General features: G+C 43.5%; 12 protein-coding genes. All 12 read left to right on the plus strand.

The window, feature by feature from the left end; translation table 11 throughout:
* Positions 1 to 285 precede the first annotated feature (285 nt).
* The 12 genes from NSQ68_RS08920 to racE all read left to right on the plus strand — a co-directional run bounded on the left by NSQ68_RS08920 (position 286) and on the right by racE (position 16,870).
* Positions 286 to 3,528, plus strand: a complete 3,243-nt coding sequence (locus tag NSQ68_RS08920; protein ID WP_342428626.1) for a hypothetical protein — start codon at positions 286 to 288, stop codon at positions 3,526 to 3,528.
* A gap of 72 nt (positions 3,529 to 3,600) precedes the next feature.
* Positions 3,601 to 8,574 (plus strand): RHS repeat-associated core domain-containing protein, encoded by a 4,974-nt coding sequence (locus NSQ68_RS08925; RefSeq protein ID WP_342428627.1) that lies wholly within the window; start codon positions 3,601 to 3,603, stop codon positions 8,572 to 8,574.
* Between the two features lie 114 nt (positions 8,575 to 8,688).
* Positions 8,689 to 9,339, plus strand: coding sequence for a hypothetical protein (locus NSQ68_RS08930; protein ID WP_069011062.1), 651 nt, complete (start codon positions 8,689 to 8,691; stop codon positions 9,337 to 9,339).
* Between the two features lie 194 nt (positions 9,340 to 9,533).
* Positions 9,534 to 10,967 (plus strand): polymorphic toxin-type HINT domain-containing protein, encoded by a 1,434-nt coding sequence (locus NSQ68_RS08935; protein ID WP_342428628.1) that lies wholly within the window; start codon positions 9,534 to 9,536, stop codon positions 10,965 to 10,967.
* Positions 10,968 to 11,036: 69 nt separating this feature from the next.
* The gene (locus tag NSQ68_RS08940) at positions 11,037 to 11,681 is read left to right on the plus strand and encodes a DUF3885 domain-containing protein (protein WP_069011064.1); all 645 of its coding nucleotides are present in this window, start codon (positions 11,037 to 11,039) and stop codon (positions 11,679 to 11,681) included.
* Positions 11,682 to 12,174: 493 nt separating this feature from the next.
* On the plus strand, positions 12,175 to 13,311 hold the full coding sequence (locus tag NSQ68_RS08945; protein ID WP_307349425.1) for a polysaccharide deacetylase: 1,137 nt from the start codon (positions 12,175 to 12,177) through the stop codon (positions 13,309 to 13,311).
* Between the two features lie 207 nt (positions 13,312 to 13,518).
* Entirely contained in the window at positions 13,519 to 13,944 is a 426-nt protein-coding gene (locus NSQ68_RS08950; RefSeq protein ID WP_013309678.1) for a phage holin family protein, read from the plus strand.
* Positions 13,945 to 14,024: 80 nt separating this feature from the next.
* Positions 14,025 to 14,312 (plus strand): Dabb family protein, encoded by a 288-nt coding sequence (locus NSQ68_RS08955; RefSeq protein WP_013309679.1) that lies wholly within the window; start codon positions 14,025 to 14,027, stop codon positions 14,310 to 14,312.
* Between the two features lie 23 nt (positions 14,313 to 14,335).
* Entirely contained in the window at positions 14,336 to 14,776 is a 441-nt protein-coding gene (locus NSQ68_RS08960; RefSeq protein WP_023987986.1) for a HepT-like ribonuclease domain-containing protein, read from the plus strand.
* Between the two features lie 8 nt (positions 14,777 to 14,784).
* On the plus strand, positions 14,785 to 15,432 hold the full coding sequence (locus tag NSQ68_RS08965; RefSeq protein WP_029516682.1) for a metalloregulator ArsR/SmtB family transcription factor: 648 nt from the start codon (positions 14,785 to 14,787) through the stop codon (positions 15,430 to 15,432).
* A 96-nt stretch (positions 15,433 to 15,528) separates the two neighbouring features.
* Positions 15,529 to 15,852: a YtxH domain-containing protein gene (locus tag NSQ68_RS08970; protein WP_023987988.1), complete on the plus strand. Its 324-nt coding sequence runs from the start codon at positions 15,529 to 15,531 to the stop codon at positions 15,850 to 15,852.
* Between the two features lie 208 nt (positions 15,853 to 16,060).
* A complete protein-coding gene (gene racE, locus NSQ68_RS08975) occupies positions 16,061 to 16,870 on the plus strand; it encodes a glutamate racemase (protein ID WP_307350405.1) in 810 nt (269 codons plus the stop codon).
* Positions 16,871 to 16,872 lie beyond the last annotated feature (2 nt).

The raw sequence follows: 16,872 nt of genomic DNA on the forward strand, positions 1-16,872 counted from the left end.
TTTTTTTAAACACATACTACTATACCCGAAGGGGGGTTTGCAAGTGGCTCCTCTCCTGATTTTCTTTTAATCCCATGGGCTTAACCGGTTTATGGAAAATAAGGTCCATTTGGCCTATAAAAATGGAAGTTTAAGGTGTCGATATATTAAAATGTGACATTTTTAATGGAAATGGAGGTAATATGTTCTTCTCTTACGATTGTAAGGATGTACAGAGAGAAAAGTGGGTCTTTGCAACCCCATATTCATTTTTTTTGACGAGAAAAAGGGAGGTTATACAGCTAGATGATTTGTAAAAAGGTAATGGTATGGTTTCTGACGGCACTTTTGGCAACGAACACTTTGCTGTGCTTGCCTAGTGTGGCAGGAGCGGAAAAACAAGATTTAAAGGACGGAATGCAACTGGACCAAGCAGATTTGGTACAGAAGGAACAGGAGATCACTAATGAAACAGTTTCTTTTGATCCGCCAACTTCTGTAACAAACAGCGTTTATAATGCACTCATGATGAGCTTGGCGGCAACGGTGGAGTATACCTCAATCGTTATCGAACCTGGGGAAACCTATGAATTCGAGAATACAGATACGATCAGTAAGTCCATATATAGCAACGCTTCTCAATCAAAAGGCATTTTGTACGATAGTGTAAGTTACAAAGAGGATGGAGACATTAGCACTGTCCATATGGACTATGGCATAAGCCCCATTGGTGTTCCTGGGGGAGGCACAGCGTTTATTACGAATACAGGAACAGCAGCATTAACCGTAAAAGTAACGGACGTCTTCACATACAGTACATCGGAGGACCCGGCACTAGAGCGAGTTACGGTCTCTAAAAATGAAAGCTATCGGATTGTGAATGAAGGATGGACTGCCCGTTCGATTCAGCATGATGGGTCAAATGCAGACAATCGCCGTTTTGATTACGCAAAATACAAGGCAGACGGAACTTTATCCGCATCTGATCTTAATAGCATTGCTCATCCCTCTTTGGGTGATGGCGAGGAACTGATTATTACAGGTTCCACTGCCAATGCGGTGACCTTCGGATTTCCATACGGTAAATACAGTATAGAAAGCACCGGCGAGCCGGCTTATGCGCGGGTTACCCTAAATCAGGGGGAAAGCTACCAATTTATCAACGTGGGAACCCGATTGGATACGGTGGAAAGTGACGGTACATCTAAAGATAAACTTGACTATGTTGTTTATCTGGCAAACGGAACAGAGGCTTCACGCGGCAATGGCACTACGGCGAAGCCGCAGATTGCTGTGGACAGATACGCGGTAATTACCCAGGTCACTGCCAATCCGGTTACATATGGGGCTCCATATCGCAATTTTATTGCTCGTCCTGTGGGTGGTGATGCAATCAGCCGTGTGGAGCTTGAGGCGGGCAAGAGCTACATTTTCCACAATAATGGTACGCTAATGAATCCGATCTACAATAACTCCAAAAAGGTAGGAAGCTTGTTCGACTATGCTATTTACAAGCCGGATGGCACGGTAAATTCCTCTGGTTTTAACAGCCAGTCTGGTCCCATGATCCCGCCTTCGGGATATGCCATTGTGACTGTGATCGGTCCGAATCCTATTATCTTTGATTATACAGATGATTTTTCCTGGGAAACGAGTAGCCATCCTGCTTTCTTGCGGGTAACACTTTCGAAAGGTGAAAGTTATGCTTTTACCAATATTAGTGATCATTTGAGGAATCTGCATAGCACAGCCAGTACCGTTAAAGGAAAATATGATGTGGTTCTGTACAAAGCAGATGATACAGAGCAATCCAGGCGCAATACCGGGAACTCAACCTTTTTGGTTGGCGCAGGTAAAAAGGCTAGTGTGACGGTAACCAGTGACACGTCAATCACGTTTGGTGGAATCTATCGGAGCTTTAAGGTCAGCGAAAATGATGATGGTATCAGGCAAACGACTTTGGAGCCGGGAGATTCGTATATTTTCCGCAATCATGATAGCAAATCAAATTCATTACGGCATGACAAAAGTAATGGAAGTGCACGCTTTGATTCAGCAAGCTATCGGGGACTTCGTTTACTGACATCAGATCATTTCAACAATACAGTAGATCCGGAGATTGTTGCGGGCGGTGAAGCCATCGTCACCAATGTATCCGATCGGTCAATCACCTTTAGTTACAGCAGTAAGGTAGAGGCTATGCTTAACGCACAGGCAGCCTTCCATCGAATTACATTGAAACGCGGTGAAAGCCGGAAATTTATCAATGTAAGCACTTTGGACAAGGCTCTGGATGTCATTTCAGTCAGCGGTATGAAGTGGAATTACATGAATTACAAGGCAGACGGTACGGTGTACAGTCAGGCCAGTGATACGACTCAATTGCCGTTGGTACAGGCTGGTGGATATGCCATTGTAACGACGGTTTCGGATGTGCCAGTGACTTATGGAGCTGTGTTAGGAATATTCGACGTTGAGGATGCTCAGGTGCCGACAGGCAATCAAGTCACTGTCAAGCAGGGAGAAAGCTATGTATTCCATAATACTGGTTCACAGGCTTCCTCATTAACCACAGATACTTCAAACGAAAGCCGCCTCTATGACTATGCCATATATGAAGAAGGTAGTGGTGTAAATTCCAAGGTGGATAGAGCAGGTATGGATGCTTCTCTACCTGAAATCTCACTTGGAGCCGGAGGTACGCTCGTTGTGACTGTCACTTCGCCGCAAGCCGTGACCTTTCATTTCAAGAATGAAATTAAAGCGGAGCCAAGCACAGAACCGGCGTTGTTAAAAACAACTCTATTCAGTGGCAAGCAGGAGATATGGATCAATCGCGGAAGTCAGGAGGCCCCTATCGTGACGAATGCGAAGGCGGCTGGTGGAACGTATCAATATACCGTTACGGATCAGGCTGGAAAAGTGATTCGTGAACATAAAGAGGCGATAGATAATCAACAGCAAGTGCCAGCTAATGCCAATATTCATCTTGCCGTAGCTGCAGCTGCTCCTGCTGTTAACTTTGGAGCGCCTTATCGTGTGTTTGCCGTAAAAAATAACGATGACAGCAAGCTGGACGAGCTAATTGAGCTCATAGATAAAGAAGCTGACTTTACGGCAGGCCAACAAGGGAAATATCGGTTTACACCCAAAGAAGACGGGATTTACCGTTTTGCTGTAAAGGAGAAATCCAACTTTGCTGCGCAGCAACCCATTGTAAGCTTGTTTACGGACCCTGATTTTAGTAGCCAGCTTGTCTCTTCAACAGAGCAAGCACAAATATATGGTTGGGATTACACGGTCTTAGAGTATGAGATGAAGGCAGGCCAAACGATTTATGTGAAGTTGACAGAAACCAATAGCGGCGCATTACAAACCGTAATTAAGGCAGCACATATGGCGCTTGGTAAGGATACTTCATATGAATATGGAAAAGGGAACCGACTGAATAAAGTTATTTTGTTCACCGGTGATCAAATTCAACTGGATTATGACTTAAACGGAAACGTCATTAGACGGACGAAGAAGGTATTTCCTTTTACAGATTAAAAGGATGTCTTTGCTTCGAAAAAACATAACAGATAGTTAGATGTACAGGCATTATTAAATAGGGGTGAGCGAGTGTTTAAACGTTATATTTGTAGTCTACTATGTATGGCAATGTTGCTGGGTCCATGGAGCACATGGGCATATGGAGAAGAAGGGCACGGAGAGGCGGCAGCTTCTCAGTCTTCTTCGTCTTCCACTCCACAGATTATTACCAGAGCATGGCTTGCGCAGCAAACTGGTAAAGATCAGGCTTGGGTCAATGCAGTGTTATCCAAAGGCTATACTTTATATGATATTTATAAAGCTTGGCAAAAAGATGGTGGAGAAAATTCATTACCGGAACAAAGTCCAAGCTTGTGGGTACAGCGGAATGGGCTGACATTGAGCACAAATGCAAAGGCGGAACCGTCTGATGAGTCGGCTGAGCTGAAGGAAGGTGAAAAGCCCGCTCAGGCCGCCCAGGATGAAAAGGCAACTCAACAACCGCTAGATAAGGAAGAGGATAAAGCGCCGGCTCCAGACACGACTGAGATGGATATACCATCCATCCCCCGTGTAATTGATTCCGTATATGCGCCGACTCCAGGAGAAAACAGTCTGATCGGGCAGAATTTACTTCAACAAAGTTTGTTGCAGGTATCTGCTACAACAGATGTGTATGCTCCTTTTGATCAAGCGGCGCTTGCACAAAGCAGGCTAAGTGATGATACTTCGCGTTATGGGCTGGATTACGGTGATAACAGTGTGTTCACCGCTTCAGGACTTGCCGTGCAAAATACGGACTTGGTGTTGCCGGGTTCATTACCCTTTGCACTGACTCGTGTGTATAACAGTTCATTGGCAAATAACCAGATTGGTGTGCAGCAAAATGGAGGGTTGTATACAAACGCCAGTGCCATCCGTGAGGAGGAAGCAGCTTCTGGTCTGGGAAGAGGCTGGAAGTGGGATCTTCCTCATATACAGAAACTGGATGGTAAGCAGTATTTGTATATGCCGGGAACAGGCTCATATGAGGTAAAAGATGATTTTCAGCTTGAAGGATATGCCTACAAAGATCTGAAGATCAGTACAGATCAAAGCGCAAGTGTGCAGGGAGTAAGCAGTGCGTACAAAATAGCAGTGCTGAATGGAAATAACTATTATCTGGATCAGGACGGTTATTTGATTTTAATCCAGGATGCGTATAAGAATCGGGTGGAATTTGATTATACAAGTTCTGGTGGAGCAAAGCTCATTCGTTCGATTCGAAATAATGATGGCAGAGAGCTTGACTTCACTTACAATGCTGGACAGCTTGTTGTTAAAGAACAGGGCACAGACCATCAGTACACCTATCGTCAAAGTGGCGAGGGAAGCAGCAAGGTGCTGTCAGAAGTGTTGGATTCTCTTTCCAGAAGCACAAGCTATGCGTATACATTCATGGACGCTCCTTTTAATGTGGTCGTAGATGGTGAAGGAAAGACTGGAGCCCTACAGCAAAATGCATCGGCGTTGCTTACACGAATTATACGACCTACTTCATCGATCACAGACATCCGTTATGAAGCATTTAACAAGCAGATAGGCGTGTACGGTACACAAGGCGTGTTCAAGGTGGTTTCACGCGCTGATATGTACAGTACAACCGCAGGCAATCGTTTTTTAAATAAAATTGATTTCACCTATTCCGGAGAAGATCTAGCCAACTATGGGAAAAACGCTGAATGGACGGTGGTTGCCAAAGGGTCACGTACAGCGGAAACCTTCCATTTCGGTAAAGTGTTTAGAGGAGATAACGCACCGGACAAGCTTGTTCTAAACAGCTATGATCAAGAGGGAGATTCTACCGGCTATCATATAGATTACACGTATAATGATGCCATGGACTGGAATTTGCCTGTGCAAATGCGAGAGTCCTATACGGAGGGAGGTTCTTCATCAGAACCTGTAACCACCTCCTATGACTACAATGAATATGGTCTTCCAATGAAAGTATCCCAAAGTACAGGATTGGAGACTGTTCATACGTATAAAACCTCCAGTGAGCCTTTTTTCTGGGTTCAACCTACCCAGACGGTTACTAAAATAAGTGAAGGAAAAACTGGAACGACAGTTCGAACTTATAAAGCGGAGGGCGCATTGTATGAACTAAAAAACTATGAAGGTACAGAGGAAGGGAAACTTTTATCACATACCTATACTTTTTACAATGCAAAAGGGAATGTAAGTGGTCAGAAAGTTCTCATAGATGACAGAAACTATACAGATGTTTCTATTGATTATAAATCGCCATATGGTTCACAGCTCCCAACAAGGCAGCTTTTGCCTAAAGGTGTTGAGTACACGTATGATTATTATCCGACTGGAGAAATCAAGTCCCAAACAGATGCCAAGCGCAAAACAGAGTCCTATGTATATGACGCTTTGGGACGTGTAACGAAGGTTACTTATCCAAATGGAACTCAAACTGTCGTGGTGTACAAGGATGATACGAATGATGTCACTGTTACCGGACCCGATGGTGTCAGCGCCGAAAGATTGTATAATCCGTTCGGGCAGATGCTCCAGCAGCAGGTGGATGATGCAATCTATGGTTATGGTTATGATGATCATGGAGATATGGTAGAAAGCACGGATGCCGAACAAGCAACCACTCGCTACGCCTATGATGCCTTTGGACGACCTGTGAAGACGACCTATGCGGATGGAACAACAGATACAGTGGCGTATAACGCGGTGGATCGTACCGTTACTCAGACGGATGCCTCTGGCTACCGTATACGTGAAGTATCGGATGCTTTAGGTCGTGTGACCTCTACACAAGAGGCTAAAAATGGATCATTTCAGCCGCTGGAATCGTTAGCTTATAATTATGCGGATATGGTTACTAGCCGTACAGACGGTAACGGCCAACGTATGACCTATGATTACGATGCACTGGGACAAATGACCTCCGTCACAGATCCATCTGGACAAAAGACCAGCTATATGTATGATCTGGCCGGAAATTTGAAGACCGTTCAGTATCCTGATGGGCAAAAGAATATGTATTCCTATGATGAGCTGGGCAGACGTATGTTACTGGAAAAATCAAGCGGAGGAACAACGCTCAATATTTATGATACGGATGGAACCATCACTCGTATGCTGACAGGAAAATCGCAAGCGATTACCTTTCAATATAACTCGTACGGGCTGGTTACCGAAGCGGCGGGACCGGATTTTAAAACCAATTATACCTATGACCTTGCGGGACGCCGAACCAGCATGACAGATGGTCAGGGAACGACCACCTATGCCTATGATCCATCAGATGGGTCGTTGACTGGGCTGAAGTACCCTGATGGTACGCACATCAGCTATGAATACAACAAGCAGTCTCGTACAGGCTATGTGCTAACAGATGCTGCTGGCACGTCTATGCACGTTCAATCCAAGCTGGACAGTGTGGGCCGAGTTACCCAAATGGACATTAGCGCTGGGACAGGTGCGGCAAATGTACAGAGCTTGGGAGAAGCGAGTGCTGCTGGGGGCGGATCATTGGATCGAATGACGTTCGATTATGCTCCTAATGGTTTGCTGAAAAGCCAGTCTTCGAGCAGAGGGCTGAGTACGCGATTCAGCTACAACGGACTGGATTTATCCGGGGTTACGGTGGAGCACGGTGGTACGTCGCTACATCAATTTGGGTATGAACGGGATGGGAATAAAAACATCATCGGACGTACACAAAACGGAACAACAGACCAGTTTGGATATGACCCGTCAAACCGAATTGCCAGCGCAACCGCAGGTGAGAAGAATAAGACCTATGGCTACGATCCGAATGGAAATCGAAGCGCTGAAGGCAGTGGCAAAGTGTTCGGCATGAAAAATGCTGAATATACGTATGATTCTGTCAGCCGTCTGACAAAGGTGAGCGGTGAAGGCAAAGAGGTCGGGTACAGCTATAATGGAGACGGTCTACTGTACGAGCGTACAGAGGGCGGAAAAACGACTCGGTATTACTATGACGAAGAAGCGAAGCTGATTGCGGAAGCCGAGGTCCAAGGTGGAACAGCGAAGATCACGTACGCTTACGTATATGACTTATCCGGTCAACTGTGGGCTAGACAGGACAAGGCAAGCGGACAGTTGCAATACTATCAGTTGAATGGCCACGGTGATGTGGTAGGACTAAGTGATAGTTCGGGCAAGGAACTGAATAGCTACAGCTACGATATCTGGGGCGGCCCGGAGAAGGTCAAAGAGAACGTTCCGAACGTGCTGCGTTATGCTGGCGAGTATTGGGATGACACGGCTGGACTCCAGTACTTGCGGGCTCGCTGGTATGATCCGGGCACAGCCCGTTTTATGGGCGAGGATACGTACCAGGGCGAGATCAGCGATCCGCAAAGCTTGAACTGGTATACGTATGCAAATAATAATCCGTTAAAGTATATTGATCCAAGTGGGCATAAAGTTTGGCTAGTTCACGGTACTTTTGTTGATCCAAGTACATGGGATAATAGTAAAACGTATATTAAAAATGAGCTTTTTAATGAACCGACTGATACTCCGCGATGGAGCGGTAAGAATAATGATGGAGCCCGAGTTGAAGGTGCAGAAATTGTAGCGAATCAAATTTATAATTATCACAAAGCTCATCCAACAGAACCGATACGAATCATGGGGCATAGTCACGGAGGTAATGTTTCCATCATGGCAACTAATATGTTGGCTAAACGTGGGGTACATGTAGATACTCTTATCACTATTGCAACACCAGTAAGGGAATATAGACTGAAAACGAAGGTCGGTCAACATATCAATGTATACAACCATAATGATATTATTCAAGTTAACGGAGGGTTTTGGGGTTTAGGAGAAGCAAAACGCAAATACCCTGGTGCTGAGAATGTTGAAGTTAAATTATCCCCATATTATTTTAAACATCCAATTGAAGCTCATTCTGTAATGCACAATAATCCCAATATTTTGGATAAATACGTAAAACCACGAGTGCTGTGGCACAACTTTTCTAAAGCCAGATATGAAAGTTATAAAAAGAATCAGAGTAGGTACTAATCACTAGAAATAATTGGTTTATTATGTATTTTAGGATAAAGTTAGTATTCGAAATAGTGAAGTATCAGTTTTTGAAATGTGAGTAAACATTTCAGTGAGACTGGAGGGAAGGAAATGAAAATGCCCATTTGGTTTAAAATCATATGGATGATTCCTATTGTTATTAATATAGCGGCGTTCATATGGTTTATTTTAGGCTCAACAGGGGGCTTTCAACGTGGACATGATATCTTGGCAACTGCTACATTAGTCATATTTGGAGTCCCGTCTATTATTATTGTATTAATATCATTAACATATATATGGCAAGGATGGCCACCATTTAATGGTGTGAAATATTTAGTATCAGCAATATTGATGGGATCTTTATTATTTTGTTCTTATTATTTGGTTGACGGGACTCCTACACGTGGATGGTTGTATGATAACGTTGATAGTGATCCTGTACGGTTAACTTCAGATCAAAAATATGAATACCGTATAGATTTAATTAATCCTTTCCAGAGGAATAGTAGAGAACAATTGCACTTGAAAAATATTTCAACAGGAGAAGAAAAGAATATCCCTATTTCAATTAGAAAGGAAAATAGTGGCTACTCAGGTGGTGATGGAGATAATTGGGCTTGGGGTATTTTAAAACCAACAAAAGTACCAAATCAATACGAGTTGTCTACATTGGATGAGTATAACAACGGTATGTATGGCATGGATCCGAGAGTTTTTTTAATTGATGTAAAAGCTGGAACTGCACAAGTATTGAAGTAGAATTTGAATTATTTAACCACAATACGAGATAGTTTCGTATTGTGGTCTTTATTTATTATTAGTTCTGAACTAATAATAAATAGCTAAATATTCTCGATACTGTGCTACACGGGCTGGTTACTGAATCTGCAGGTACAAAGGATAAGACTTACAACTACGTTTCAAAAGGAAACCGAAGCTTCGAAGGTAGGGCAGTGAAGATTACATACGCTTACGTGTTGTATGACTTGTCCGGTCAACTGTGGGCCAGACAAGACAAGGCAAGCGGACAGCTACAATATTATCAGCTCAACGGTCACGGTGATGTGGTGGTCCTAAGTGATAGTTCGGGCAAGGAACTGAATAGCTATAGTTACGATATCTGGGGCGGCCCGGAGACGGTCAAAGAGACCGTTCCGAACGTGCTGCGTTATGCTGGCGAGTATTGGGATGATACGACGGGGCTCCAGTACCTGCGGGCTCGCTGGTACGATCCAGGCACAGCCCGTTTTATGGGCGAGGATACGTATCAGGGCGAGATTAGTGATCCGCAGAGTTTGAACTGGTATGCGTATGTGGCCAATAATCCACTCGGATATGTAGACCCTAGCGGGCATGAACTTATGCCTACGACTAAAGGCGGAATATTTTATACTAACCAGAAGACGATTATTCATTATCAAAGAGTAGGCATGGGGACATGCTGGAATGAGTTTAAAGCAGGAACTATTCAGGCATCCACGGCTGTAGCCAATTTCTTGATTGTAGATGATATAAACACGATACTTGATCCCAAATCGTCCGCATATGACAAAACACTTGCTCTAGCAGGATTTATACCTGTTGGTAAGTTTGTTAAAGGTGGAAAATTGATCATACAGCTGACGAGTAAGGAGGGAAGATATGTTGGACGTTCTGTTGAATTGACAGAAAAAAATCTAAAATCAGCCAAGGCACTCCCTTGTAATTGCTTTACGGCGGGGACTAAGGTTCAAACAGACGAAGGGGAGAAACCTATCGAGGAAGTCGAGGTAGGTGACAAGGTTCTAGCCAAAGACGATGAGACAGGTGAGATGGCTTATAAGGAAGTCGAATGGCTCTACCAACGTGATGTGGAAGAAACGTATAATATTACTGTTGGTGGAGAAGTCATAACGACAACTGATGAGCATCCGTTTTGGATTGTCGGCAAAGGTTGGGTCAAGTCTAAAGACCTCGAGGTGGGAGATGTTCTGACAACTTCGGATGGTAAGGAATTAGCCATTGAGAAGATTGAAGTTAAAAAGGGACATGACACTGTATACAATTTTAAGGTCAAAGATTTTCATACTTATTTTGTATCAAATTTGGGTGTGTGGACTCATAACGCTTGCGATATCCCGAATAAAACAACAAAATGGGATATAAAAATGAATGCAAAAGGAAAAGTCACTTACAAATTCCACGGAGATACAATTACAGCTTACCAAGATAACACAAAGAAAGGTTATTGGTGGGCGAAAGACACAACTGGACACGGCGGTTCAGCGTATAAGGTATTTGAAAAGAAAGGAAATTCACTTCATTGGATTACTGATGCAGATGAATATGGAAATTTCATAACAGGGAAACACAAGAGTACAACAGGTACAGTCATAAAGCTAAAATAAATATAGTTAAAAAAACGCCGTAAAGGGAACATAGATTTCCCTTTACGGCTACATGATGGGGATGATTGAATGGAACATAATCAAAATTTAAATGATTTTTTGTTGCGATACTTTGAAGGAATTTATTTAAAGAAACCTTTGTTTTATAATGCTTCAATTGCTATTAGGTTTGAAATGGGGGGAGGGACAGATACGCCTGGAAAAAGAGTAGAGCAGGTGAAACAGAGAGCGGTTGCTTTATTTGACGCATTAAATAGTTATGATGACGATGTTTACTTTGTACTATTCGTAGATAAATGGAGTAATGAGTCAATTAATGCCATTGAGAATGATGTCTTTAAAGAATTCAATAATTATATTAGTAAGATAGATTTTGGACATGTATTTAAACAAGAACAGGAGTACCGATATAAAGATTCCGACGAAACTGATGATATAGTAACTATTAGATATTGTATAAATGTGAAATCCCAAGATTTGAAGATTGATAGTCTGATAGAGGCGATTGCCAATCGAACACTTGGTTTAGAACCTAGTGTAGATGGTGACATATATTTAATAAATGACACGAACAAAACAATTTTTCATCTTTATGACGATAGAGGCTTGGATATTGTAGCGGAAAACAAGGAGACTCTAAGGATTGTTTATGAGCAGTATAATCATTGGATATTGGATTATGACCGAAATAAAATCGATGAAATATTTTCTTGAATGATCTTGAGGGCTGCAATCCTCAAGGTCTTTCTTTATATTAATACCTAGTACCAAGTAAATGGTTGAATGACAATCCCATAGTCAATTAGAAACCCAAAATCTTCAGATACCACTGTATCTTGCTCAAAAGTACCTCATCTTCATTTTCTTCCGGTAGGTTCTAGTTCCGCCAAAAGAATCTACTACCCGCTTGTACCCTTCTTAACTCCTACTAATTTATTCACAACTTTGTAACTTTCTCTGGCAGGGGGGTTGCGAGATTGTTTTCAAATTGTTTTACTATATTTACCTACTATAGTCTGGTAATCTATTAGTATATATAGGGGGAACGAAAAGACGTCCGGTTCAGTCGGTTGAGATGCGTTTATGTTCTATATGTTGAGTGAATGTCTATATTGCCATGTCTATATCGTCATGTCTGTATAACTTCATAGACAAGCTAGAGATAGCTCCCGCACATTATAAAATACAGCACAGGATGGTGTAATGAATGAAGCTTTTAAATGCAAAATGGATGGCTGTATGCTTGATGGCAATCTGTTGTTTGGGTTTGCTAGGTATACATACGAATACGGCGAGTGCACAAGCGAAGGCTCCTTTGCTGGGGGTCAATGATGTGTTACTAGATTCGAATACAATTCAGCCCGTAATGAAAAATGATAAGCTGTATGTTCCTATCGTTACGTTAGGGCAAAAGATGGGGATTTCTACTTCGGCCAACGGAAATACATTGTTGCTGACTGGACATAACCGCAACTTTACGCTGGATTTGAACAAGGGGGATGTGTTCGAGCGTGGAGGACGCACGATGGTGCCAATTCGCACTTTGACCGATGCATTCGGCTTCACTATTACGGTTCCTACAAGTAATCTGTATCGAATTCAGAACGCAAATGCTAGTTTATCTGATACTCAGTTTTTGAATACATTCGCAACAGAAATTAAACAGTATGCAGCTGTCAAACCGGGCAAAGCCAGCAATACAGGCAACAATGGAACTGCCTCATCATCCAGCCGTACGATTTATTTGAGCTTCGATGATGGGCCTACGGCGCATACGTCGCAGCTGCTGGATATTTTAGATAAATATAATGCGAAGGCTACTTTCTTCATGCTGGGACCTGAGATTCGTCAACATAGCGCAGTGATGAAAAGAATGGTAGAGGCGGGTCACGGTTTGGGCTTGCATGGGATGACGCATCAGGTGAAGAAAATCTATGCATCCCCTGCAGCAGCATTGGCAGAGATGAATCAGGATAACGAAATTTTATTTAAGGCTACAGGAAAACGCACTTCTTTGATTCGTACACCTTATGGCAGCAAACCATATTTAAAGAAAGCATACCGCGATCAACTGACGGGTGCAGGCTATCATATTTGGGACTGGAACATCGATTCCAATGATTGGCGTTATACTAAAAATCCAGAGCATTTTGTACAGACGGTCCTAAGTGATATTAAAAGATTGAAAAAGCAAGGCAGAACACCAGTCGTTCTTATGCATGATAAGCCATCTACGATCAAGGTGCTTCCACAAATCATGGCCGCTTTGCAGAAAGAAGGCTATTCGTTCGAGCCGTTGAATGATAACATGACTCCGCTTAACTTTTGGAATGATCATCGTTAATTGAATAGCATGAAAGAAAAGGCACCTTTTTAACCATTCATATAGTGGTTTTGAAGGTGTCTTTTTGTTGTATTCGCTCGGAATTGTGAAGTTTGCAGCACGGTTTATATGAATCTATGAATTCATGTCTATGCACAGGTCATACGACTTTACGGGTTACCACGTCACTGCATATATTACAGTAACCGCCCCGAGAGGAGGAGAGGTATGAATATAAATCCGAGTATGTTTAGTATGATTTGTGCTACCGCAGGAGCCCTTATTACGTTTGCCTTTGGCGGCTGGAATCAGCTAATGGTGCTATTCACGGTTGCAATGGCTGTCGATTATGTGACTGGAGTCGCCGCAGCAATTAAGACTGGGCAAGGTTTAAGCAGTAAAGCCGGCTTTTGGGGGTTGGCGAGAAAGGCTTTAATGCTAATGGTAATTTCTTTGGCGCATCATGTGGACCTCCTGATGGGTACCGAAATCATGAAAGGGGCGGCAACGTATTTTTATTTATCCAATGAATTGATCTCTATTACGGAAAACTGTTCACGAATGGGTCTACCGCTCCCACCGAAGCTCAAGAATTTTTTTGCCCTATTAAAGGACAAGGAGTCTGATGGTAAAAATGGTGGAAAAGATCGCTAGAATTACAAAGTTTCTTTCCGTATGTGGGGCGTTATGATAAAATTTTCAAGAGAACATTTTAAGATAAGGAGCCTATACGCATGATTAAACATATTGTTTTGTTCAAATTGAAAGACCGCTCCCCCGAAAGCATTGAGCACACAGCATCCATTTTGCGCAGCATGAACGGCAAAATCAAAGAGCTGCTGTCACTCGAAGTAGGTACGGATGTGATTCGTTCGGAACGTTCTTATGATATTTCCCTTACCGCTGTTGTCGAAACACTGGAGGATTTGCAAACGTATCAGGTACACCCTGTGCACCAGGAAATTATTGTACACATGAATGAAGTGAAGGATGTATCTATCGCAGTTGATTATGAAATCTAAAGCGGTACTGGAGGTGAAGGACCTTGTATTATGTCAACCGGGAACAAATTGAGCTTCGATTAGGGGCTGTTCCTGACATTGTCGCCGGACTTCGGCAGACATCTGCTGCCTGGAACGGTGATCTGTTGCAGGGGCTAGTGCAGGAGCGCTGCCTTCATCTGGCAATTGAGACGGTAACGGACGTAGGAAGCTATATCATCGACGGATTTATTATGCGTGACGCCAGTAGCTATGAGGATATTATCGGTATCATTCATGAGGAAGGTGTACTGGATGATACCGTATTTCATTCGCTAGTAGAGCTGGTAGGCTTACGTAAACCCTTAGTACAGGAGTATTTCCATTGGGACCGGACAAGCCTTCACCCGCTTACACCTAAGCTGCCTGGGTTGCTGGAGCTTTTTGCATCTAATGTACATGATTATTTAAATAAGGAATTGGGTCCCCAGCCCGAGGGAGTGTAAAGGCAAAAGTGACGGATAAGTATATCGTACCCGAAATGCCCACTAGGCGCATGATCATGACACTATTGAAAACCCAGGGACCTGTGGGCGTCGGAAGCTTGGCAGCTCAATTGGGCATTACTGAAATGGGAGTGCGCAGGCATCTCAAATTGATGGAACAGGATGGTCTGATCGTGGCTACGATCGTGAGACAGGCGATGGGACGCCCGACGTTTTTATACAGCCTGAGCGAGCAGGGAAGCGAGCAGTTTCCTCGTAATTATGATCATCTGTTATTGGAACTGTTAGAGGAACTGGATGAAGAGCAGGGAATGGAAGCAGTTTACTCGCTGTTTGATGGTAGAAAACGTAAAATGATGAAGCGTTACGCCCCTCATATAGAGGGGGAGACTACACTGGCTTCACGTGTGGAAAAGCTTTCGGGCATCCAGAATGCTTCCGGATATATGGCAGAGTGGCGCGAGGAAGAGGATGGTAGCTACTCTATTGTGGAATACAATTGTCCTATCTCTCAAATTGCAGGCCGTTACCGCAAGGCTTGTGAATGCGAGCAGCAAATGTTTGAGGAGCTACTTGATGCCGAGGTTGTTCGTGAGGATTGTTTGGCGGATGGAGGTCGTTGTTGCCTGTATCGTATCCGCTCTAAAAAAAAATAAAACTTTTCAGGCTTGTTTTCTGTGTCATGACAAGCTCCCCATGCTTATAATGCACTAACAGATGGGCATTCGCCCGGGCACAAGGGAGAGATGATGATGAAGGAGAACTGCAAAAGTTTTATCCGAGGCGCGTTGGCAGGCAGCATTGTTGGTTCGGTTGCTGCTTTGTTATTTGCCCCTAAGTCAGGTCGTGAGCTGCGTCAGAATATTACAGATCAGGCGCGCAACGTAAGTGATAAGGGACAGGAGCTAGCGGGGAAAATTTCAGACACCTCAATTGAGTATACTGACAAAATTAAGGAAACAGCCTCAGCCGTCATTCATGAAATTGGGCAATGGCGTAAAAAAGGTGAAATTATTCCTGAGGTTAGTATTTCATCAGCGACTGTTCAAGAAGATACGGAAAAAGATGCGCTGTAACGGTCTGTAAAAACGTAGGTGAAACACTGAATACAGTTTGAATTCGTGGCTTCTCCCGTTGGGATGGAGCCTTTTTATTGATCACTTCCTCGTTTTAGGGTAATCTTTTGGGGTACCTTTTACACGAATACGACATAAGGTATGTAGCAACGGATAGCTTTCCGAGATGAAACAACTCATATTTGAACAAAAAGGAAGCGGTGTGTACGTGCAGCAAGCGATTGCAATATTGGATTCCGGTGTAGGAGGTTTGACGGTTGTAAAAGAAGTCATGCGTCAGCTTCCACGGGAAAAAATCATTTATTTTGGAGACACTGCGCGCACTCCGTATGGCCCCCGACCATCGGAAGAGGTTAAAAAATTTACAGAGCAAATGGTTGATTTTCTGATTCAATTTGATCCGAAAGTCATTATTATTGCTTGTAATACGGCTACTGCCGCGGCATTGGACTATATAAGCCAAAAGGTATCCATTCCGGTGATCGGAGTCATTCACCCCGGGGCTCGTGCTGCGATTAGCGCGACTGCTACCGGGCATGTCGGGGTGATTGGGACTATCGGTACGATTCGAAGCGGAGCGTATACAGCTGCGCTCAAGCAATTGTCTCCTTATGTAGACGTAGTGAGCCATGCTTGTCCTGCGCTTGTTCCATTGGTGGAACAAGGGTTGTTCCGCTCCAAGACGACATCGCAGGTTGTGGAGGAGACATTGAGACCTATTCAAACATATCCGATTGATTGTCTGATTCTTGGTTGTACGCATTATCCTTTTTTGAAGGAAACGATTCAAGAAGTCATGGGGCCTGCAGTAAAGCTCATTAGCTCGGCAGATGAAACGGCGCGTGAGACGAGTACCATTTTGTATAATAAAGGCAAGTTGGAGGCTGGGGATGAAACGCCGGTACATCAGCTTTTTTGTTCCGGCGATCCTGAATTGTTCCAGCGCATTGCCGCACAGTGGCTCGGTGAGCAAATTCGCCAAACGCCTGTTGTCTGGCAAGTCACCAATCTGGATTAACG

This window comes from Paenibacillus sp. FSL L8-0158 (assembly GCF_038592965.1).
In the GTDB taxonomy this organism is placed as follows: Bacteria; Bacillota; Bacilli; order Paenibacillales; family Paenibacillaceae; genus Paenibacillus; species Paenibacillus polymyxa_D.